General features: G+C 62.3%; 20 protein-coding genes, 1 tRNA gene and 1 riboswitch. Of the genes, 15 read left to right on the forward strand and 6 right to left on the reverse strand.

From position 1 onward, the window contains the following. From ASC86_RS16710 to ASC86_RS16725, 4 genes are all read left to right on the forward strand, one after another. Positions 1-1,824 (forward strand): ABC-F family ATP-binding cassette domain-containing protein, encoded by a 1,824-nt coding sequence (locus ASC86_RS16710; protein ID WP_056323550.1) that lies wholly within the window; start codon positions 1-3, stop codon positions 1,822-1,824. A 62-nt stretch (positions 1,825-1,886) separates the two neighbouring features. Next, positions 1,887-1,964, forward strand: a riboswitch (SAM riboswitch). A 65-nt stretch (positions 1,965-2,029) separates the two neighbouring features. Continuing rightward, a complete protein-coding gene (gene metA / locus ASC86_RS16715; protein WP_056323554.1) occupies positions 2,030-2,953 on the forward strand; it encodes a homoserine O-succinyltransferase in 924 nt (307 codons plus the stop codon). A 91-nt stretch (positions 2,954-3,044) separates the two neighbouring features. Beyond that, positions 3,045-4,061, forward strand: coding sequence for an aldose epimerase family protein (locus ASC86_RS16720; protein ID WP_056324274.1), 1,017 nt, complete (start codon positions 3,045-3,047; stop codon positions 4,059-4,061). A 17-nt stretch (positions 4,062-4,078) separates the two neighbouring features. Then, complete coding sequence (locus tag ASC86_RS16725) at positions 4,079-4,852, forward strand: SDR family oxidoreductase (RefSeq protein WP_056323556.1); 774 nt, start codon at positions 4,079-4,081, stop codon at positions 4,850-4,852. 124 nt (positions 4,853-4,976) lie between these two features. Here ASC86_RS16725 and ASC86_RS16730 read toward each other — a convergent pair. Beyond that, positions 4,977-5,051: transfer RNA gene (locus tag ASC86_RS16730), tRNA-Gly, on the reverse strand. 241 nt (positions 5,052-5,292) lie between these two features. On the opposite strand from ASC86_RS16730, the gene ASC86_RS16735 reads away from it, so the two are divergent. The 4 genes from ASC86_RS16735 (at position 5,293) to ASC86_RS16750 (ending at position 7,814) form a co-directional block, all read left to right on the forward strand. Next, entirely contained in the window at positions 5,293-5,802 is a 510-nt protein-coding gene (locus ASC86_RS16735; protein WP_056323559.1) for a prolyl-tRNA synthetase associated domain-containing protein, read from the forward strand. A 57-nt stretch (positions 5,803-5,859) separates the two neighbouring features. Beyond that, the gene (gene trxA, locus ASC86_RS16740; RefSeq protein WP_056323560.1) at positions 5,860-6,834 is read left to right on the forward strand and encodes a thioredoxin; all 975 of its coding nucleotides are present in this window, start codon (positions 5,860-5,862) and stop codon (positions 6,832-6,834) included. 103 nt (positions 6,835-6,937) lie between these two features. Then, positions 6,938-7,618, forward strand: coding sequence for an LON peptidase substrate-binding domain-containing protein (locus ASC86_RS16745; RefSeq protein WP_056323563.1), 681 nt, complete (start codon positions 6,938-6,940; stop codon positions 7,616-7,618). 7 nt (positions 7,619-7,625) lie between these two features. Then, positions 7,626-7,814, forward strand: a complete 189-nt coding sequence (locus tag ASC86_RS16750) for a Trm112 family protein (protein ID WP_056323566.1) — start codon at positions 7,626-7,628, stop codon at positions 7,812-7,814. A gap of 4 nt (positions 7,815-7,818) precedes the next feature. Here ASC86_RS16750 and ASC86_RS16755 read toward each other — a convergent pair whose 3' ends face one another. Continuing rightward, positions 7,819-9,069 (reverse strand): ubiquinone biosynthesis hydroxylase, encoded by a 1,251-nt coding sequence (locus ASC86_RS16755; RefSeq protein ID WP_280136985.1) that lies wholly within the window; start codon positions 9,067-9,069, stop codon positions 7,819-7,821. Between the two features lie 118 nt (positions 9,070-9,187). On the opposite strand from ASC86_RS16755, the gene tesB reads away from it, so the two are divergent. The 6 genes from tesB (at position 9,188) to ASC86_RS16785 (ending at position 16,603) form a co-directional block, all read left to right on the forward strand. Next, positions 9,188-10,063 (forward strand): acyl-CoA thioesterase II, encoded by an 876-nt coding sequence (tesB, locus tag ASC86_RS16760; RefSeq protein ID WP_056323571.1) that lies wholly within the window; start codon positions 9,188-9,190, stop codon positions 10,061-10,063. Between the two features lie 189 nt (positions 10,064-10,252). Beyond that, positions 10,253-10,603 (forward strand): P-II family nitrogen regulator, encoded by a 351-nt coding sequence (locus ASC86_RS16765; RefSeq protein ID WP_056323574.1) that lies wholly within the window; start codon positions 10,253-10,255, stop codon positions 10,601-10,603. 25 nt (positions 10,604-10,628) lie between these two features. Beyond that, positions 10,629-12,062 carry an ammonium transporter gene (locus ASC86_RS16770; protein WP_056323580.1) on the forward strand — a complete coding sequence of 478 codons (1,434 nt, stop codon included), beginning with the start codon at positions 10,629-10,631 and terminating at the stop codon, positions 12,060-12,062. Between the two features lie 220 nt (positions 12,063-12,282). After that, positions 12,283-14,931 carry a DNA translocase FtsK gene (locus tag ASC86_RS16775; protein ID WP_056323582.1) on the forward strand — a complete coding sequence of 883 codons (2,649 nt, stop codon included), beginning with the start codon at positions 12,283-12,285 and terminating at the stop codon, positions 14,929-14,931. Between the two features lie 106 nt (positions 14,932-15,037). Beyond that, positions 15,038-15,685, forward strand: a complete 648-nt coding sequence (locus ASC86_RS16780; RefSeq protein WP_056323585.1) for an outer membrane lipoprotein carrier protein LolA — start codon at positions 15,038-15,040, stop codon at positions 15,683-15,685. A gap of 111 nt (positions 15,686-15,796) precedes the next feature. After that, positions 15,797-16,603 (forward strand): exodeoxyribonuclease III, encoded by an 807-nt coding sequence (locus ASC86_RS16785; RefSeq protein ID WP_056323588.1) that lies wholly within the window; start codon positions 15,797-15,799, stop codon positions 16,601-16,603. Here the strand turns inward: ASC86_RS16785 and ASC86_RS16790 are convergent, their stop codons facing one another. Together ASC86_RS16790 and ASC86_RS16795 are read right to left on the reverse strand one after the other, a co-directional pair. After that, entirely contained in the window at positions 16,604-17,059 is a 456-nt protein-coding gene (locus ASC86_RS16790; RefSeq protein ID WP_056323590.1) for a Crp/Fnr family transcriptional regulator, read from the reverse strand. It lies immediately after the preceding gene. 15 nt (positions 17,060-17,074) lie between these two features. Then, positions 17,075-17,758, reverse strand: coding sequence for a response regulator transcription factor (locus tag ASC86_RS16795; RefSeq protein WP_056323592.1), 684 nt, complete (start codon positions 17,756-17,758; stop codon positions 17,075-17,077). Positions 17,759-17,900: 142 nt separating this feature from the next. Here ASC86_RS16795 and ASC86_RS16800 point away from each other — a divergent pair, with 142 nt between their 5' ends. After that, entirely contained in the window at positions 17,901-18,455 is a 555-nt protein-coding gene (locus ASC86_RS16800) for a L,D-transpeptidase family protein (protein WP_056323595.1), read from the forward strand. A 60-nt stretch (positions 18,456-18,515) separates the two neighbouring features. Here ASC86_RS16800 and leuC read toward each other — a convergent pair whose 3' ends face one another. Together leuC and ASC86_RS16810 are read right to left on the reverse strand one after the other, a co-directional pair. Next, positions 18,516-19,925 (reverse strand): 3-isopropylmalate dehydratase large subunit, encoded by a 1,410-nt coding sequence (gene leuC / locus ASC86_RS16805; protein WP_056323597.1) that lies wholly within the window; start codon positions 19,923-19,925, stop codon positions 18,516-18,518. A gap of 257 nt (positions 19,926-20,182) precedes the next feature. Next, a complete protein-coding gene (locus tag ASC86_RS16810) occupies positions 20,183-20,800 on the reverse strand; it encodes a BA14K family protein (RefSeq protein WP_056323600.1) in 618 nt (205 codons plus the stop codon). Positions 20,801-20,811: the final 11 nt, after the last annotated feature.

Genomic DNA, 20,811 nt, shown 5'->3' on the forward strand with positions numbered 1-20,811 from the left:
ATGGCACCACCCATTCTGAAACTCGACGATATCTTCCTGTCTTTCGGCGGTACGCCGTTGCTGGCCGGTGCTGCGCTGCAGGTCGAGCCCGGCGACAAAATCTGCCTCGTGGGCCGCAACGGCTCGGGAAAATCGACGCTGCTGAAGATCGCCGCCGGCATGGTCGAGGCGCAATCGGGCGAAGTTTTTCGCCATCCGGCCTCGACGGTGCGCTATCTCGAACAGGCGCCGGATTTTGCCGGCTATGCGACCGTGCAGGCCTATGCGGAAGCGGGGCTTGGACCGGGGGACGATCCATACCGCGTCACCTATCTGCTCTCCCATCTCGGACTGACGGGCGAGGAAAACCCGCAAGACCTTTCCGGCGGCGAAGCGCGCCGCGCGGCGCTGGCCCGCGTCATGGCGCCGGAGCCGGATATCCTTCTTCTCGACGAGCCGACCAACCATCTGGACCTGCCGACCATCGAATGGCTGGAAGGCGAGCTGCAGAAGACCCGCAGCGCGCTTGTGCTCATCTCCCACGACCGGCGCTTCCTCGAAAAAGTCTCGACCGCGACCGTCTGGCTCGACCGCGGCACCTCGCGGCGGCTGGATCGCGGCTTTGGCCATTTCGAAGCCTGGCGCGACCAGGTGCTGGAGGCCGAAGAGCTGGAACAGCACAAGCTCGGCAAGGCGATCGAACGCGAAGAGCACTGGCTGCGCTACGGCGTGACCGCACGGCGCAAGCGCAACATGCGCCGCCTCGGGGCGCTGCAGGACCTGCGCTCGCAATATCGCGGCCACAAGGGACCGCAGGGCACCGTTCAGGCGACCGTTTCCGACGCGCAGGAAAGCGGCAAGCTGGTGATCGAGGCGGACAAGATCACCAAGGCCTATGGCGAACGCATCATTGTCGCGCCCTTCTCGATCCGCGTGCATCGCGGCGATTGCATCGGCCTCGTCGGCCCGAATGGCGCCGGCAAGACGACGCTGCTGAAGATGCTGACCGGCCAGATCGAGCCGGATACAGGCACCGTCAAGCTCGGCACCAATCTGGAAATCGCCACGCTCGACCAGAAGCGCGAAGACCTGAACCCGGAGGACACGCTCGCCCATTACCTGACCGACGGGCGCGGCGAAAACCTGCTGGTCAATGGCGAACAGCGCCACGTGACCGGCTACATGAAAGAATTCCTCTTCCAGCCGGAACAGGCGCGCACGCCGATCAAGAACCTTTCCGGCGGCGAGCGCGCCCGGCTGATGCTGGCCCGCATCCTCTCCCGGCCGACCAACCTCCTGATCCTCGACGAACCGACCAACGACCTCGACATCGAGACGCTCGACCTGCTGCAGGAAATCGTCGCCGGCTTTCCCGGCACCGTCATCCTTGTCAGCCACGACCGCGACTTCCTCGACCGCACCGTCACCTCGACGATTGCGCCGGCAAACCCGGAAGAGCCGGACGGCCGCTGGATCGAATATGCCGGCGGCTATTCCGACATGATGGTGCAGCGTAAGGGCGCGCTGGAGGAAAAGAAGAAGGCCGAGAAGGCGGACAAGGCCCGCGCCGCACCGGCAGCTTCGGCGGAAGCGCCGAAAGCCGCCAAGGGCAAGCTTTCCTTCAAGCAGAAATTCGCGCTCGAAAACCTGCCGAAGGAGATGGAGAAGATCGAACTTCAGGTCGGCAAGCACGAGGCGGAGATGGCCGATCCCAATCTCTTCGCCAAGAACCCCAACCGCTTCGCAGCCCTTGCCGCCGAGATGGAAAAGCTGCGCGGCTCGCTGGAGAAGATGGAACAGGAATGGCTGGAGCTGGAAATGCTGCGCGAGGAACTGGAGGGCTAGGACCGTTTGGTCCCGATGCCCCCATTTCCAGCCCATTGCATTTGGCAAGGGCCGGCGTTATCTAAATGTCTCGTGGTGATTTGGCCGGCCGGCTTGCAGCCACGTTAAACAAGTCGCTAAAGGGCCGTGGGTGAAACGGACCGGTGGCGATATTTTTCGTTGCCGGTTTATTGTTTCCGGCGCCGTGTTCGTCGAGTGAGAACCCATGCCCATCAAGATTCCCGATACGCTGCCCGCTTTCGAAACCCTCGTCAAAGAGGGCGTGCGGGTGATGACCGAGACGGTGGCTATCCGGCAGGATATCCGCCCCCTTCAGATCGGGCTCCTGAACCTCATGCCGAACAAGATCAAGACCGAGGTGCAGATGGCGCGCCTTGTCGGCGCCTCGCCGCTGCAGGTCGAGTTCTCGCTGATCCGTCTCGGCGGCCACAAGGCCAAGAACACCTCGGAAGAGCATCTGCTTGCCTTCTACGAGACCTGGGAAGAGGTGAAGCATCGCAAGTTCGACGGCCTGATCATCACCGGCGCGCCCGTGGAAACCCTCGACTACGAGGACGTGACCTACTGGCAGGAGATGCAGCAGATTTTCGACTGGACCGAGACCAATGTGCACTCGACGCTCAACATCTGCTGGGGCGCGATGGCGGCGATCTACCATTTCCATGGCGTGCCGAAGCATGCACTGAAGGAAAAGGCTTTTGGCGTCTACCGCCACCACAATCTCAATCCGGCCTCCGTCTATCTCAGCGGCTTTTCCGACGATTTCCAGATCCCGGTCTCGCGCTGGACCGAGGTGCGCCGCGCCGATATCGAGAAGGTCGACGGCCTGGAAATCCTGATGGAATCCGACGAGATGGGGGTCTGCTTCGTGCATGAGAAGACCTGCAACCGGCTCTACGTCTTCAATCATGTCGAATATGATTCGACCTCGCTGTCGGACGAATATTTCCGCGACGTCGATGCCGGCGTGCCGATCAAGATGCCGTTCAACTATTTCCCGCACAACGACCCCGAGCTGCCGCCGCAAAACCGCTGGCGAAGTCATGCACACCTGCTGTTCGGCAACTGGATCAATGACATCTACCAGACGACGCCCTATGATCTCGCCGCCATCGGCAAGCGGGATTAAGGCGAACGCAATAGTATGACTTTTTCGGTTGCCGCGCCACGAGAAATGGCGCAGTTTGCCGGAAACCGGTGTCAGGAGGAGAGTGACGACCGTGGAATTAGCGCATGAAGTATTCGGCCAGTTGCCATCCGGCGAGACCGTTCATCGATTGACCATCAAGGGCGGTGGCCTCACCGCCCATATCCTCACCTGGGGCGCCGTCATTCAGGACCTCAGGCTCGAAGGCCATGATGCGCCGCTGGTGCTCGGCTTCGAGACCTTCGGCGACTATCTTGCCCATTCCCCCTATTTCGGCGCGACCCCCGGCCGCAACGCCAACCGCATCGGCGGCGGGCGCTTTGCCATCGATGGCACCGAATACCAGCTGGAACGCAACGAAAAGGGCGTCACCCACCTGCATGGCGGCAGCGACGGCATCGCCAAGCGTGTCTGGAGCATCGTCGAGCACGCCGATAGCCGCGTCGTACTGGAGATCGTCGATCCCGAAGGACGGGCGGGTTATCCCGGCAACTGCCGCATCCGTTGTACCTATGAACTGAAGGACGGCGGGACATTAAGCGTCAGCTATGCCTCGACGACCGACAAGGCGACCATCGCCAATGTCTGCCAGCACAGCTATTTCAATCTCGACGGCAAGCCGGATGCGCTCGACCACGACATCATGATCGCTGCCGGACAGTATCTGCCGACCGACGAGCTGCAGGTCCCGACCGGCGAAATCCGCGCTGTCGACGGCACCGCCTTCGATCTGCGCAGCATGACCCCGATGCGCCGGCAGATGGAAGGCGACAGAATTTCCTACGACCACAATTTCTGCCTTGCTAATGCCCGCGGCCCGAAGCGCTCGGCCGCGCTGGTGCGCAGCGTCAATTCCGGCGTGGTGCTGGAGGTTCGCACCAGCGAGCCCGGCGTGCAGTTCTATACCGGCTTCAAGATGAATGTTCCCGTTCCCGGCCTCGAAGGCCGGCGCTACGGCCCCTATGCCGGCTTCTGCCTGGAAACCCAGAACTGGCCGGATGCGGTCAACCATCCGAATTTCCCTGATGCCGTGCTGCGCGCCGGCGAAACCCTGCTGCAGGAAACGGACTACGTCTTCAGCCGCACCTGAGCCGGGAGGAAATACACATGGCACAAACGGAAAAACACGGCCGCATCGCCCTCGTCACGGGCGGCGGCACCGGCGTCGGAAAGGCGATCTCCACCGCACTTTTGGGTGAGGGTTACAATGTCGTCATCGTCGGCCGTCGCGAGGACGTGCTGCAGGCTGCAGCAAGCGACATGCTTGCCGACCATCCGGGCGCAACCTTGCGCGCCATTGCGGCCGATATCGGCAACCCGCAATCCGTCCAGGCGCTTTTCGAGGCCATCGGCCGTGAATTCGGCCGCATCGATCTGCTGGTCAACAATGCCGGCATGGGCCTGCCGGCCGTTCCGATGGAAGAGATTTCCTTCGAAGACTGGAACGCCATCGTCGGCGTCAATCTGACCGGCGCTTTCCTTTGCACCCAGCAGGCAATGAAGATGATGAAGGCGCAAACGCCCCGCGGCGGTCGGATCATCAACAACGGCTCGATCTCGGCGACGACGCCGCGGCCGTTTTCGGCCCCCTATACCGCGACCAAACACGCGATCACCGGCCTGACGAAATCCACGGCGCTCGACGGACGAGCCTTCGACATCGCCTGCGGCCAGATCGATATCGGCAATGCCGCCACCGACATGACCCGCCGCATGACCACCGGCGTCCTGCAGGCCAATGGCGATGTGGCAGTCGAAGCGACCATGCCCGCCCATCTGGTGGCGGAAGCCGTGGTCTACATGGCCGGCCTGCCCCTCTCCGCCAATGTGCTGACAATGACAGTGATGGCGACACAAATGCCCTTCGTCGGCCGCGGATAGCAACCGCAAAACACGAATCACGAAACCAGCCTCCGATCGCAGCAGCCTTCGGAGGTGAATTTCTGGCGCCAGGCCAGAAACACAAAAGCCCCGGACAAACCGAGGCTTCGAAACTTTGGAAGAATGGAGCGGGTGAGGCGATTCGAACGCCCGACCCCAACCTTGGCAAGGTTGTGCTCTACCCCTGAGCTACACCCGCTCATCGTCGACGGCCTGGGGTAGTTGGTGGCCGAAGGTCGCTGCGTTGCGGCGACGGCCGGTATATGGCCCAAGGCATTTTCGAATGCAACAGGAAAAACGACGATTGGCCTAAAAATTTTCGAAAAACTTCGCAAGTCACTGAAAATATGTCTTTCTTTCCTTCATCGTTGCGACAAGATTGCATCGACGCAGCCTTCGGCGTAAGCCGGGACGTAATTTTTGACGATGGGAACACCGCCATGAGCGACAACAAGCCGAAGACCACTGACGACCTGTTTGCCTTTCTCGACAGCCTCGGCATCGCCCATACCACCAAGCGGCATGCGCCGGTCTTCACCGTCGCCGAATCGGTGGCGCTGCGCGACGAGATTCCGGGCGGCCATACGAAAAACCTCTTCGTGAAGGACAAGAAGGACAATTACTTCCTGCTTACCGTCGAGGAGAACACCGTCGTCGATCTGAAGACCGTGCATCAGCTGATCGGCGCTGCGAGCAAGGTCTCCTTCGGCAAGCCGGAAAAGCTGATGGAATATCTCGGCGTCATTCCCGGTGCCGTCACGGCCTTCGGCGTCATCAACGATACCGGCAACAACGTCACCATCATCGTCGACGAGGCGCTGATGCACGAGGACATCGTCAACTGCCATCCGCTTTCCAACGATGCGACGACCTCGATCGGCTCGAAGGACCTCATGCGCTTTATAGAAGCGACGGGACATAAGCCGCTTGTCTTGAAAGTGACGGCCTGACATACGATCTTTGCGGCAGAAAACAGTCATTCGGACCATGGTCCGTGAGGAGCAGACATGAGCGGCAGCAACCCCTACCAGGGCAACTTCGGCACCCAGATGACGGGCCAGGTCAACTATGGCACGGACGCCGCCCCGGCTGCGGCTCCCGCCGGCGACCTGATCAAGGACACGACGACCGCGAATTTTACCCGCGACGTTCTGGAAGCCTCGCGCCAGCAGCCGGTGCTCGTCGATTTCTGGGCGCCCTGGTGCGGCCCCTGCAAGCAGCTGACGCCCGTCATCGAAAAGGTGGTGACGGAAGCCGCCGGCCGCGTAAAGCTCGTCAAGATGAACATCGACGACCATCCTTCGATCGCGGGTCAGCTCGGCATTCAATCCATTCCGGCCGTCATCGCCTTTTCCGGCGGCCGTCCGGTCGACGGCTTCATGGGCGCGCTGCCCGAAAGCCAGATACGCGAGTTCATCGACAAGGTCGCCGGCCCCGCCGTGGACCACCGGCAGGCGGAAATCGATGCGGCCCTTGGTGATGCCAAGGCGATGTTCGACGGCGGCGATATCGAAAATGCCGGTGGCCTCTATTCGGCCGTGCTGCAGGCCGATCCCGAAAACGCCGCCGCCGTTGCGGGCCTTGCCAATTGCCTGATCGCCATGGGCCAGCTTGCCGAAGCACGTCAGGCTCTGTCCAACCTGACGGAGACGATGGCCGCCGATGCGGCCGTAGCGGCCGTCACGAAAAAGCTCGACCAGATCGAGGAAGCCCGCAAGCTCGGCGATCCGCAGGCGCTGGAACAGGCGCTTGCCGCCAACCCCGACGATCACGAAGCCCGGCTGAAGCTCGCCAAGATCCGCAATGTCGAAGGCGACCGCACGGCTGCAGCCGATCATCTGCTGACGATCATGAAGCGCGACCGCGCCTTCGACGACGATGGCGCGCGGCGCGAGCTTCTGAAATTCTTCGAGGTTTGGGGCGCAACCGATCCGGCAACGCTCGCTGCCCGGCGCAAGCTGTCCTCGATCCTGTTTTCGTAAGCGCGGACCCGGTCGCGTCCCTTGAGATTTGCGAGCGACGCACCATCTTTCTGCTCAAGGCCGGCCTTGGGCCGGCAGCCGGGCGATCAACGGGAAAACGCAGATGCAAGTGGGAAATGCGCGTTATCTGAAACCGCAGGATTTGCCGGAAACATTGCCGGTCTTTCCCCTGACCGGCGTGCTGCTTCTACCCGGCGCGCAACTGCCGCTCAATATCTTCGAGCCGCGCTATCTCGCCATGTTCGACGATGCGCTGGCGGGCAACCGGCTGATCGGCATGGTGCAACCCTCCTTCAGCGAGGGCGCGCAGGAGACCGCGAGCAATCCGCATCAGGCGCTCTGCAATGTCGGCTGCGTCGGCCGCATCACCTCCTTTGCCGAGATGGAGGACGGGCGTTATCTCATTTCGCTCACCGGCATCTGCCGTTTCCGATTGCTCAGCGAAAGCAACATGGTCAAGGGATACCGCACCTTCAAGACGGCGCCCTTCGCCACCGATCTTTCCTCCTCCGATGACGATACCCAGGTCGATCGCAACGCTCTTCTCGCGGCGTTCCGGGCCTATCTCGAGGCCAACAAGCTGGAGGCGGACTGGGAAAGCGTCGAGCGCGCCAGCAACCGCACTCTGGTCAATTCGCTCGCGATGATGTCGCCCTATGGTCCCGCGGAAAAGCAGGCGCTGCTGGAAGCGCCCGATTTGAAATCGCGGGCGGAAACCCTGATCGCCATCACCGAGATCGTGCTTGCCCGCAATTTCGGCGATATCGAAACCCTGCTGCAATAGGCCGGACATGGAAGACAGAACCAGCCGGGTCGATCCCAAACTGCTCGAACTGCTCGTCTGCCCGCTGACCAAGGGGCGGCTGAGCTACCATGCCGATGCCGGCGAACTGATCTCGGAAAAGGCGAAACTCGCCTATCCGATCCGCGACGGCATTCCGATCATGCTGATCTCCGAAGCGCGCAAGATCGAGGACTGATCCTTCAGATGGGCTGACCGGCCAAGAGCTTCGGATGGTTCTGACTGGCCACGCCTTCCGCTTGTTTGATGAAGAAGGACTTGAGCGTCGGCAGGCGATCGACGAGGCCGAGGCCGAAATCGCGCAAGGCCCGGACCGGCGTGATGTCGTTGGAAAACAGCCGGTTCAACACATCGGTCGTCACCCCCATGCGGAAGGTGTCGAAACGACGCCACCCCTGATAGCGCTCCAGCACCGCCAGCGAACCGATATCGAGGCCGAGGCGGTCGGCATCAACGATGGTTTCGGCAAGGGCTGCGACATCCTTGAAGCCGAGATTGAGGCCCTGGCCGGAAATCGGGTGGATGCCGTGGGCGGCATCGCCGGCCAGCGCGAAACGCGGCGCGACGAATTCGCGCGCCAGCGTCAGGCCGAGCGGAAAGGCACGGCGGCCACCGACGACCTTCAGCGTGCCGAGCTTGTGGCCGAAACGGCGCTCCAGCTCTTCCTCGAACACCAGATCGTCGCCACGGACGAGCTTCTCGGCGTCGGCGGTGCGTTCCGTCCAAACGAGCGAGGAACGGTTGTTGCGCAACGGCAGGGTGGCGAATGGGCCAGCGGGAAGAAAGTGCTCCTCGGCCGTGCCGTTGTGCGGCCGCTCATGCTCGACGGTGGTGACGATGCCGGACTGGCCGTAATCGAAATCCACCGTCTTGATGCCGGCGGCGGTACGAAGCTTCGAGCGCACGCCGTCGCAGGCGACCAGCAGCCGTGCCTCGAGCGCTTCACCGTTGCCAAGGGTCGCGGACACGGCGTGATCGCCGCTCCTAAAACCATCGACAGGCGTCGAATGCCTGATCTCGACGCCCAGCCGGTCGGCTGCGGTGCGCAAGGCGCCGACCATCACGACATTCGGCACCATATGGGCGAAAGGGCGGCCAGCGGCTTCCGCCTCGCCGGCGCCTTCGAAGGTCAGGAAAACCGGGCGCACGGGATCGGCCGCCTTCGAATCGGTGATCACCATGCGGCGGATCGGCTCGGCTTCCGGCTCGATCTCGGCCCAGACGCCAAGCGCCTCCAGCATGTGCGAGGCGGCAGACGCAATCGCCGAAGCGCGCTCGTCCTTCCTCCAGGCACCGTCCGGCGCACCATCCACCAACGTCACGGCAAGATGCGGCGCCGCCGATTTGAGCGCCACGGCCAGGGACAGGCCGACATAGCCGCCACCCGCAATGAGCACATCGATCATCGGCTTACTCCCGTTACTCTTGAGCATTCGTTTGAGCCTATATAGAGCATTGATCCCACTGTTCCTACCGCCCGAACGTCGATGTCATGGTTTTGCATGGCCAGAGCGCGCTTCGGTCGCAGGCGAAACGAGATGGAGAATAACGATGGCCGACACTGCCGCTCCGATGGATGTGCTGCTCCAGACACTCGATCTGGAAAAGCTGGAGGAAAACCTGTTTCGCGGGCGCTCGCCGCAGGCCGGTTGGCAGCGCGTCTTCGGTGGACAGGTGATCGGCCAGGCCCTTGTCGCCGCCCAGCGCACCGTCGATGAAGGGCGATACGTGCATTCGCTGCATGCCTATTTCATGCGGCCGGGCGATCCTTCCCTGCCGATCATCTACGAGGTGGACCGCATCCGCGACGGATCGAGCTTCGCCACCCGCAACGTCATCGCCATCCAGCACGGCAAGGCGATCTTCTCGATGTCGGCCTCGTTCCAGTATGATGAAGGCGGGTTCGAGCATCAGGTCGCCATGCCGAAGGTGAAGATGCCGGAAGAACTGCTGGGCGAGGAGGAGATCAAGACGATGTTCCTCGCCAATGCGCCCGAAGCGATCCGCCGCTACTGGGAGCGCCCGCGGCCGATCGAAATCCGCCCGGTCTCGCTGACCCACTATTTCTCCCGCCACAAGCTGGAACCGTCGCAGGACGTCTGGGTAAAGACTGTCGGCACCGTCCCGGACGAGCGCCATATCCAGGCGGCGATCCTTGCCTATCTCTCGGATATGACGCTGCTCGATACCGCGCTTTATGCCCACGGCACCTCGGTCTTCGACCGCACCCTGCAGGTGGCGAGCCTCGACCATTCCATGTGGTTCCACCGCCCCTGCCGCATGGACGACTGGCTGCTCTACACCCAGGACAGCCCGAGCGCGTCGGGAGCCCGCGGCATGACCCGCGGCAGCCTTTTCGACCGCTCCGGCGCGCTGATCGCCTCAGTCGCCCAAGAAGGACTGATCCGCAAGAAGGCATCTGAATAAATCTTGGGCATGAAATATTTTCTGCTCATTTTTTAGACAAAACTATTGTCATATTTTTCACCCTTCGCCGTAGCGATCCGGCGGAGGGTTATTTTTTGTCGTCTTTTCACAGGCTTATCCATCCCGTTCGAATCTGGCACGCCCCTTGAATGGAGAAAGGCGACGGCGCGGAGCCGCAGATGAACAAGGATGAGAAACCAGATGAAAATTGTGATGGCCATTATCAAGCCGTTCAAGCTCGATGAGGTGCGGGAAGCCCTCACCGCCGTCGGCATCCAGGGCCTGACCGTGACCGAAGTGAAGGGTTACGGGCGCCAGAAGGGACATACGGAAATCTACCGCGGCACGGAATATGCCGTCAGCTTTCTGCCGAAGCTGAAGATCGAGATCGCGGTCGCCTCCGAGATCGTCGACACCGCCGTCGATGCGATCGTAGCGGCCGCCAAGACCGGCCAGATCGGCGACGGCAAGATCTTCGTCTACTCCATTGATCATGCCGTGCGCATCCGCACCGGCGAAACCGATACTGAAGCGCTGTAATTCGGCCGTAGGGGAGCTTTATTCCATGTCAGATTTCAAACTTTCCACCCCGCTCGGACGCATCGGCACGGCTGCCGCAGCGTTCTTTGCCCCGGTCGTCGCCTTCGCACAGGAAACCGCACCCGCGGCAACCGAGGCTGCAGCGGCTGCCGCCCCTGCCATGACCGTCGACAAGGGCGATACGACCTGGATGCTACTTTCCAGCATCCTCGTTCTGCTGATGATCGTGCCCGGCCTCGCGCTGTTTTACGGCGGCCTCGTTCGCGCCAAAAACATGCTCTCAGTGCTGATGCAGGTGATGATGATCGCCGCCGTCGCGATGATCGTCTGGGTCACCTATGGCTACTCGCTGGCTTTCACCGATGGCGGTTCGCTGAACAGCTTCGTCGGCGGCTTTTCCAAGGTCTTCCTGGCGGGCGTCGATACGACGACGCTGTCGGAAAGCTTCTCAAAGGGTGTGGCCATTCCCGAACTGGTCTTCGTCTGCTTCCAGATGACCTTCGCCGCCATCACCCCGGCGCTGATCGTCGGCGCCTTCGCCGAGCGCATCAAATTCTCCGCTGTCATCCTGTTCACCATCCTGTGGCTCACCTTCGTCTATTTCCCGATGGCCCATATGGTCTGGTTCTGGGGCGGCCCGAGCGCCTATGACGGTCCGACCGGCCTGATCTTCGGCTTCGGCGCGATCGACTTTGCCGGCGGCACCGTCGTTCACATCAATGCCGGTATCGCAGGCCTCGTCGGCGCGATCATGGTCGGCAAGCGCGTCGGCTTCGGCAAGGACATGATGGCACCCCACTCCATGACCCTCACCATGGTCGGCGCCTCGCTGCTGTGGGTCGGCTGGTTCGGCTTCAATGCCGGCTCCAACCTCGAATCGAACGCCTATGCGGCGCTTGCGATGATCAACACCTTCGTCGCCACCGCAGCCGCCATCGTCTCCTGGTCGCTCGTCGAAACCTATGGCCGCGGCAAGGCCTCGATGCTGGGTGCGGCCTCAGGTGCCGTCGCCGGCCTCGTGGTGATCACGCCGGCTGCCGGCTTCGTCGGGCCGATGGGCGCCATCGTCATGGGCCTCGTGGTTTCGCCGATCTGCTACTTCTTCGTGAGCACCGTGAAGAACAAGTTCGGCTATGACGACACCGCCGACGTCTTCGGCGTACACGGTATCGGCGGCATCGTCGGCGCGTTGCTGACCGGCGTCTTCGTCAATCCGGCCCTCGGCGGCGCCGGCATCGTCGATTATTCGACGGCCGACTTCGCCGCAAGCTACGCCGGCACGGCAACCCAGGTCTGGGCGCAGTTCAAGGGCGTGATCGTCACGCTGCTGTGGTCGGGCATCGGCTCGGCGATCCTCTACAAGATCGTCGATCTCGTCGTCGGCCTCCGGGTCGTAACCGAAGCCGAGCGCGAAGGTCTCGACCTCTCCTCCCACGGCGAAGCTGCCTACCACTCCTGAGCAATTCGGGAGGCCGGACAAGCCGGCCTCCGGTCCATTTCCGTCGTGGTTTCGTGTGGCACGGAACCACCTTTGGCCCGGATGCATCGTGCATCCGGGTCTTTTTGTCGGAAGACCCGGTAAACGAAGCGTCAAGGTTAATGTCGCATTAACTCTGCCCGGTTTACGATGACGGCAGGTGCGCTATGCGCTTTGCAGACAGGAACGGGCAGCAGGCAACATGAGCAGAGGCAATCAGGCGGTGTTCGACAACCGTTCCAACAGGTTTGTGCTTTCCACCTTCGTATGGCGCCAGATCGCGAGCCTCATCGGCTTTGCGATCTTCGTGGGTATCGGCTTCATCATCGCCGCGCTCTCCACCTGGAACGTCAACGACCCGAGCTTCTCCTATGCCACGGTCGAGGAGCCGACCAACATCCTCGGCTATACCGGGGCTGCCATTGCCGATCTCTTCATGCAGTTCTTCGGCATTGCCAGCGTCGTGGCGCTGCTGCCGGTCGTCGCCTGGGCGCTGGTGCTGATCTTCGCAAAGCCCTTCGACAAGATCCACAAGCGGCTCGCCGCCTGGTTCGGCGGCTCGGTGCTGGCGTCTGCCGCGCTCAGCTGCGTGCCCGCCCCCGTCACCTGGCCGCTGCCCAACGGCCTCGGCGGCGTCTTCGGCGATATGATCCTGCGGTTTCCCGCCCTCTTCACCGGCGCCTACCCGACCGGGACCTTCGCCACGGTCGTTGCCGGCATTCTCTCCCTGCCCTGCGCCTGGATGCTGATCTATGCCGCCGGCCTGATCGCCGTCGCCGACCCGGAAGACGAAATCGAAGAGCCGGTGGAAACGCCGAGCAAGGCACGCACCATCAGCGACGAACTCGATGACGAAGGGCAGGAAGGCATCATCATGGTGCTGGCCGGCGCTCTCACCCATATGCGCTATACCGCACAGGCCCGCATGCGCCGCCTCTTCGGCATGTCGGCCCGTAAGCCTCGCCGCGAATACGACGAACCCTATGATTTCAACGGTGACGAATTCGGCACTTTGAACGAACCTTCCCGCCCGAAAGCCGTCACCCGTGGCGAACGGATCGAACCCTCCCTCGACCGTTCCGAACGCCGCACCGTCAGCGCCCCCTCGATTTCCCTCGGCGATGAAGAGGAGGATGACGACGATCTGGCTGCGGTAACCCGTGTGCCGGATGGCATTCTCAGCGACGACGAAGACGACGATCCGGCCGCCGACTGGGCGCCAATGGCCGCCCCGCGCAAGCAGGTGCCGCAGGCCATGGGCCGTGTCACGGCCGCTGCTCCGCGCCCGAAGCCAAGCCCGCGCCAGGACCGCGAAGCACAATCTTCCTTCGTTGCCGATGATGGCGATTTCGCCCTGCCGCCGCTGCATTTCCTGGCAGAGCCGAAGAGCGTTGCCCGCGATGCCACCCTGTCCGCCGATGCTCTGGAACAGAACGCCCGCATGCTGGAAGGTGTGCTGGAGGATTTCGGCGTCAAGGGTGAGATCATCCATGTGCGCCCCGGCCCGGTCGTGACCCTCTACGAACTGGAGCCTGCTCCCGGCATCAAGTCCTCCCGCGTCATCGGTCTTGCCGACGACATCGCCCGTTCGATGAGCGCAATCGCCGCCCGCGTCGCCGTCGTGCCCGGCCGCAACGCCATCGGCATCGAACTGCCGAACCAGCGCCGCGAAACCGTCTACCTGCGCGAACTGATCGGCAGCCGCGACTTCGAGCAGAGCAAGGCCAAGCTCGCCATGGCGCTCGGCAAGAATATCGGCGGCGAGCCCGTCATCGCCGATATCGCCAAAATGCCGCATCTGCTCGTCGCCGGCACCACCGGTTCGGGTAAATCGGTGGCCATCAACACCTTCATCCTGTCGCTGCTCTATCGCCTGACGCCGGACCAGTGCCGCCTGATCATGATCGACCCGAAGATGCTGGAACTGTCCGTCTATGACGGCATCCCGCATCTGCTTTCGCCGGTCGTCACCGATCCGAAGAAGGCCGTCGTCGCGCTGAAATGGACCGTGCGCGAGATGGAGGAACGCTACAAGAAGATGTCCAAGATCGGCGTGCGCAACATCGACGGCTTCAACAGCCGCGTCGAGCAGGCGCTGGCCAAGGGTGAAACCATCAGTCGCACGGTTCAGACCGGCTTCGACCGCCAGACCGGCGAGGCCACCTACGAGACCGAGGAATTCGACCTGCAGCCGATGCCCTATATCGTCGTGATCATCGACGAAATGGCCGACCTGATGATGGTCGCCGGCAAGGACATCGAAGGCGCGGTGCAGCGCCTTGCTCAGATGGCCCGCGCCGCCGGCATCCACGTCATCATGGCGACGCAGCGCCCCTCCGTCGACGTCATCACCGGCACGATCAAGGCCAACTTCCCGACCCGCATCTCCTTCCAGGTGACGTCGAAGATCGACAGCCGCACCATTCTCGGCGAACAGGGCGCCGAACAGCTGCTCGGCATGGGCGACATGCTCTACATGGCCGGCGGCGGCCGCATCCAGCGCGTGCACGGCCCCTTCGTTTCGGATACCGAAGTCGAGGAAGTCGTCTCCTACCTCAAGACCCAGGGCGCGCCGCAATATCTCGATGCCATCACCGAAGATGATGACGAGGAAGGCGATGGCGGCGGCCCGGCCGGCACCGGCAATCTCGGCGAATCCGACGATCCTTACGATCAGGCGGTGGCAATCGTGCTGCGCGACGGCAAGGCCTCGACCTCCTACGTCCAGCGCCGCCTCGGCATCGGCTACAACCGCGCGGCCTCGCTGATCGAGCGCATGGAGCAGGAGGGCATCATCAGTGCTGCCAACCACGCCGGAAAGCGCGAAATCCTCGTGCCGACGGAAGACTGAAGAACCGGGAGTAAGCCCCGGCGATAGACACAAGAATGTGCATGGATCGCGCCTTGACGCTGCCGCAGTTGCGCGCCACATCACACGCATGAACAAGGAGACTGCAATGACGAAGACCGCCCGTAACGACATCACGCCGCCCCTGTCGCGACGGTCCTTCGTTTTCGGGCTGGCCATGCTGTCCGTCCTTGCGGCCACCGGCCTTCCGCTCGAACCAGCCATGGCACAGCAGAATGCCGTCGCCCAGAAGATCGCCGACCATTTCGCCTCGGTGAAGACCATGGCGGGCGAGTTCGTACAGTTCGGCCCGCGCGGCGAGCAGACCGGCGGCAAATTCTATATCAGCCGTCCCGGCAAGATCCGCTTCAACTACGAAGCCCCCTCGCCGATGCGCGTGATCGCCGACGGCAAGGTCGTCGTCATCGGCAACCAGAAGCTCAAGACCTGGGACCTCTATCCGCTCTCCAAGACGCCACTGAAGCTGCTTCTTTCCGACACCATCGATCTTTCCAGCAAGATGGTGCGCGACGTGCGCGAGGAGCCGGACCTGATCACCATCGTCCTCGGCGACAAGAGCATCTTCGGCGACGCGACCATCACCATGATGTTCGACCCCAAGACCTACGACCTGCGCCAGTGGACGATCTCCGACGCCCAGAAGAAGGATACGTCGGTGATGATCTTCAACGTCAAGACCGGTGTGCCGATGGACGATGCCGTCTTCAAGGTTCCCTACGACGACATCCGCAAGTAATTCCAAGCCTTTTGTGGACAGAGCGCTTCCACCCGGCGACACAGGCGCCGGCGGGTTGTGGCAAGCCGCCAAACTTGCTTAAACAGGCCCTTCTCGAAAAGGGCTTTCCCCATGGCATTGTCGATCGCGACCTGGAACATCAACTCCGTGCGGCTGCGCATGCCGCTGGTCGAACATCTCCTGAAAACCTGGGCGCCCGATATCCTCTGCCTGCAGGAAACCAAGTGTCCGAACGACCAGTTTCCCTCCTCGCCGCTGAAGGCGCTCGGCTACAAGCACATCGCCATGCACGGCCAGAAGGGCTATCACGGCGTCGCCACCATCTCCCGCCTGCCGCTGCATGAACTCGTCGACCGGCGCGACTATTGCGGCGTCGGCGATGCCCGCCATCTCTCCGTGGTGTTCGAGAAGGGGGAGAAGAAAATCCGCCTGCACAATTTTTATGTCCCCGCTGGCGGCGACGAGCCGGATCGCAGCATCAATCCGAAATTCGGCCACAAGCTGGATTTCATCGAGGAAATGAAGCTGCTGCATGCCGAAAGCGAAGCCGGTATTTCCTCCGTGCTCGTCGGCGATCTCAACATCGCCCCTCTTGAGCACGACGTCTGGTCGCACAAGCAGCTGCTGAAGATCGTCAGCCACACGCCGATCGAGACCGAAGGCCTGACAGCCGTACAGACCGGCGGCGCCTGGGTCGATCTCATGCGCCAGCACACGCCCTCGCCGGAAAAGCTCTATACGTGGTGGAGCTACCGCGCCAAGGACTGGGAAGCCGCCGACCGCGGCCGTCGCCTCGACCACGTCTGGTCGTCGGCCGATCTTTCCCCGCATCTGGCCAGGATCGAAATTCTCAAGGAAGCGCGCGGCTGGGAGCGTCCCTCCGACCACGTTCCGGTCATCGCCCACTTCGATCTGTGATCAGACGAACTTCGGCGCCAAAAGCTCCATCTTGCGGATCATCGACTGCAGGCTTTCGCGGATGCGACCCTCGACGATCGCGGCAACATCCGGATATTCCTCCAGCATGCGGCGAAACAGCGGGCGGTTGATGCGGATGACCTCGCTGTCTTCCTCCGCCGTCGCCGTGAACTTGCGCTCGACCAGCGAGATCATCGCCAGCTCGGACAAGAGTGTGCCGGTGCCGACCGTGTCGAAAATCGCGGACGAGCCGTCGACCAGCGTGCGGGAAAGGGAAAATGTACCGTTTGCGATGGCAAAGGCGCAATCGGCCGGCGCGCCCTCGCGAAACAGCTGCTGGCCGCGGCTGAGGCGGCGGCGTTCGGCACCGAAGGCGATCAGGCGCAGCTTGTCGTCGTCGATCTCCGCAAACAGCGGCACGCGGGACAGGAGCGCGATGTCGTCATTCAGCGCCACGGGCTGGTCCTCAGGTTACGGCACGATCTTGTAGCCGCCATTCTCTGTCACCAAAATCTCCGCATTGGAAGGGTCGCGTTCGATTTTCTGGCGCAGGCGATACACGTGGGTTTCGAGCGTGTGGGTGGTAACGCCGGAATTGTAGCCCCAGACCTCTTCGAGCAGCACGTCGCGGGTCACAACCTTCTGGTCGGCGCGGTAGAGATAGCGGATGATCGCCGCTTCCTTTTCCGTGAGGCGGATTTTCTGGCCGTTCTCGAGGGTCAGCAGCTTCTGGCCCGGCTTGAAGGTGTAGGGGCCGACGGTGAAGGTCGCATCCTCGCTCTGCTCGTGCTGGCGCAATTGCGCCCGGATACGGGCGAGCAGCACGGCGAAACGGAAGGGCTTGGTCACATAATCATTGGCGCCAGCCTCAAGACCCAGAATCGTGTCGCTGTCGGTATCGTGGCCGGTGAGCATGATGATCGGCGACTTGAAGCCGCCCTTGCGCAACAGCTTCACCGCCTCGCGGCCGTCCATATCCGGCAGGCCGACATCCATGATCAAGAGCGCGACGGGCTGGCTGCGCGCCGTCTGCATGCCCTTGGAGGCATTGGCTTCCTGCAGGATGGTGAACTCGTCATAGAGGGAAAGCTGTTCGACCAGCGTCTCGCGCAGGTCGTTGTCATCATCGACGAGAAGAATGGTACGGGCCGACATGCCGATGCTCCTGTTACTTCCGGTCTGAAATTAGCTCACTCAGCGGTTTTAGCAAGCGAGGCGGCTTCACCCGTTTGTTACGTCATGTGACGTGCTATGGTCAGCTTTGCCATCACGGGCAAGGCAAAAATCTGTGAGTAAAATGCGCGCCAAGACGACCCCTCCCCCGCAACCCCTCAGAACCATCACCGTCCGGCGCAAACCCAGTGACCCGACCCGCGCTCTCCTGACCTTCGCCGGCCGCACCGAGGAAGCGGCCCTCGGCCGTAGCGGAATCAGCTCCAGAAAGCGCGAGGGCGACGGCGCAACGCCGATCGCCGCCATGCGGCTTGTCGGCGGCTATCTCAGGCACGACAAGGGCGTCGTCCGGCCGCAGACGCGACTGCCGCTGCGGTTCACGCCGTCAAACCTGCTTTGGTGCGACGAACCGAGCCATGCCCTCTACAACCGGCCTGTGGCCGCACCCTTCAAGCCGAGCCATGAGACGATGCGACGCGACGACGGGCTCTACGATGTCTGCATCGTCATGGACTGGAATTTGCGGACCCGGAAACGCTTGGGCGGCTCCGCCATCTTCTTTCACATCGCCAAGCCCGGCTATCCGCCGACGGAAGGCTGCGTCGCGATCAGCCTGCCGGCGATGAAGCGGCTGATGCCCTTTATTGGCCGCGATACGGTGTTGCGCGTACTGGCCTAGACAGAAGCAGAAAGGGCGCCGATGGCGCCCTTTTCAAATCATGGATGCGATCGAGGCGTCCTATTGCCAGTCGCGGATATCGACGAAGTGGCCGGAAACGGCAGCAGCCGCAGCCATGGCGGGTGACACCAGATGGGTGCGGCCTTTGAAGCCCTGACGGCCCTCGAAGTTGCGGTTCGAGGTCGAAGCGCAGCGCTCGCCCGGCTTCAGACGGTCGTCGTTCATGGCAAGGCACATGGAACACCCCGGCTCACGCCAGTCGAAGCCGGCCGCCTTGAAGATCACGTCGAGACCTTCGGCTTCTGCTTGCTCCTTTACGAGGCCGGAGCCCGGAACGATCATCGCCGATACAGTCGAGGCAACGGTCTTGCCTTCGACCACCTTGGCGACTTCGCGCAGATCCTCGATACGGCCGTTGGTGCAGGAGCCGATGAAGACGCGGTCGATGGCGATATCGGTGATCTTCGTGCCCGGCTTCAGGCCCATGTAATCGAGCGCGCGCCACTTGGAAGCCCGCTTGTTCTCGTCCTGGATTTCATCCGGGTTCGGAACGATGCCCTGAACCGAGATGACATCTTCCGGCGAGGAGCCCCAGGAGACGATCGGCGGCAGCTTGGCAGCATCGAGCACGACGACGCGGTCGAAATGAGCGCCTTCGTCGGTGTTGAGCGTCTTCCAGTAGGAAATCGCCTGCTCCAGCGCTTCGCCCTGCGGGGCGCGCGGCTTGCCCTTGATGTATTCGAAGGTCTTCTCATCCGGCGCGATCAGGCCGGCGCGGGCGCCGCCTTCGATCGTCATGTTGCAGATGGTCATGCGGCCTTCCATCGACAGCGAGCGGATGGCTTCACCGGCAAACTCGATGACGTGGCCGGTACCGCCGGCGGTGCCGATCTCGCCGATGATGGCAAGGATGATGTCCTTGGCGGTGACGCCGTCCGGCAGCTGGCCGTCGACACGCACCAGCATGTTCTTGGCCTTCTTCTGGATCAGCGTCTGGGTCGCCAGAACATGCTCGACTTCCGACGTGCCGATACCATGCGCCAGAGCGCCGAAAGCGCCATGGGTGGAGGTGTGGCTATCGCCGCAGACGATGGTCATGCCCGGCAGGGTGAAGCCCTGCTCCGGACCGACGATGTGGACGATGCCCTGGCGCTTGTCGCTGGCCGAATAATACTCGACGCCGAATTCGGCCGCGTTCTGAGCGAGCGCCTCGACCTGGATGCGGCTCTCCTCGTTCTTGATGCCGAGATGGCGATCCGGCGAGGTCGGCACGTTGTGATCGACGACGGCAAGCGTCTTCTGCGGCGCGCGCACCTTGCGGCCGGTCATGCGCAGGCCTTCGAACGCCTGCGGGCTCGTCACTTCATGGACGAGGTGGCGATCGATGTAGAGAAGACAGGTGCCGTCATCCTGCTGGTTGACGACATGATCGTCCCAGATTTTATCGTAAAGGGTACGCGGTGCGCTCATGGCTTTGCATCCAATGTGAAGAAGAGATCAGGAAATTGTCCGGGAGGAGGCGCCGGCAGCCGGTCGGGTCAAGGCCCGACGGTCAGATAAGTCGGCTGCTGAGAGCGCCGGAAACGCACGCGAAAAACCGTGCCGGCAGACGCTTGTGGTCCTGCAGCACGACAATATTCTGCGCGTTACATCCGAATTTGGATTCCATGGGGCCGGGATATACCAGTTTTCGTCTTTACCGGCAATATGAACCTTTCGCGGCAGGCTCAATAGCTCATCGGCACGCAGGTTCGACGTGGTCCTGAGAAGGGCTGATAGGTGTTGTCCGAAGCACGGTAGGACCGATACTGCTGCCGGCACCAGCTCGCCGCATCGAAATCTGCTGCCTGCTGCATGTCGGCGGTCAGCGATGCGGATTGGACGGAACCGGTCTGCAACATATCGACGGTTTCGATCATACCGCCGGCCGCATAGGGCGACTTGCATTTGCGCCGCTGGCCGCCATAGGGCTTATAGGTGTCGTCCTCGACCCGATAGGACCGGTAACGCGCCATGCACCATTCCAAATGAGCAGTATCGATCGGACCTATATCGGAAGAGGCAATATCGGCGGCCTGCTCCTCCCGCTTTTGCGATGCGCCCGCCACCGGCGCGACGACGGCGACGGAAACTGTTTCGGAGCCCGCGAATTTCGCCTTGGCCTCGCGCAGCGTTATGTTTGCGCGATCGAGATAGGTCGGTTCGAAGGTCCAGAGCGGATCGTCGATATGCGCGAATGTATGGGGTTCACCGCTCGTCATGAATGCCGAGACCGCATAGGTGCCCGACAGGAACAGCAGCGCGGCGAACGCAGTACCTGAAAGAAGCAGCAAAGCGGATTTCATCGTTCATCTCC

This window comes from Rhizobium sp. Root1212 (genome assembly GCF_001424985.1).
GTDB lineage: Bacteria > Pseudomonadota > Alphaproteobacteria > Rhizobiales > Rhizobiaceae > Pararhizobium.